The 371-nt window shown below is 40.2% G+C and carries 1 protein-coding gene; it reads left to right on the top strand.

Going from position 1 to position 371, the window contains the following annotated elements; translation table 11 throughout:
• The first annotated feature begins 22 nt into the window (after nucleotides 1–22).
• Complete coding sequence (locus DC53_RS00220) at nucleotides 23–289, top strand: DksA/TraR family C4-type zinc finger protein (protein ID WP_008137432.1); 267 nt, start codon at nucleotides 23–25, stop codon at nucleotides 287–289.
• The last annotated feature ends 82 nt before the right edge of the window (nucleotides 290–371 follow it).

Genomic DNA, 371 nt, shown 5'->3' on the forward strand with positions numbered 1-371 from the left:
TCCAACTTTATTAGGAGGATTTATGGCAAGTGGATGGGCACGAGACGGTGCAATTCAAGATCAAATTGATGCAAGTGTTAACGACGCCGTGCAGTTTGCAAGAAGCAATTTAATATCTGGCGCAAGTGCAGAGCTATGTGATGAGTGTGATGAGAAAATCCCACAAGCGCGAAGGCTCGCGTTACCTGGAGTGCGTTATTGTGTTGCATGCCAAGCTGCAATAGAAGGTAATGATACTAGCGCTAAATCGTTTAATAGACGTGGCAGTAAAGATAGTCAGCTGCGTTAAAAAGGTGCTGAAAAGCACCTTTTATTTAATACCAATCTAAATAAGTATTTGAAAATTTATAAAATTAAATCCCTCCATAGTT

The organism is Pseudoalteromonas fuliginea (genome assembly GCF_000690055.1).
GTDB lineage: Bacteria > Pseudomonadota > Gammaproteobacteria > Enterobacterales > Alteromonadaceae > Pseudoalteromonas > Pseudoalteromonas fuliginea.

Excerpts from the sequence above, each read along its gene's own strand:
- DC53_RS00220 (WP_008137432.1), top strand. The coding sequence starts at position 23 with ATGGCAAGTGGATGGGCACGAGACGGTGCAATTCAAGATCAAATTGAT.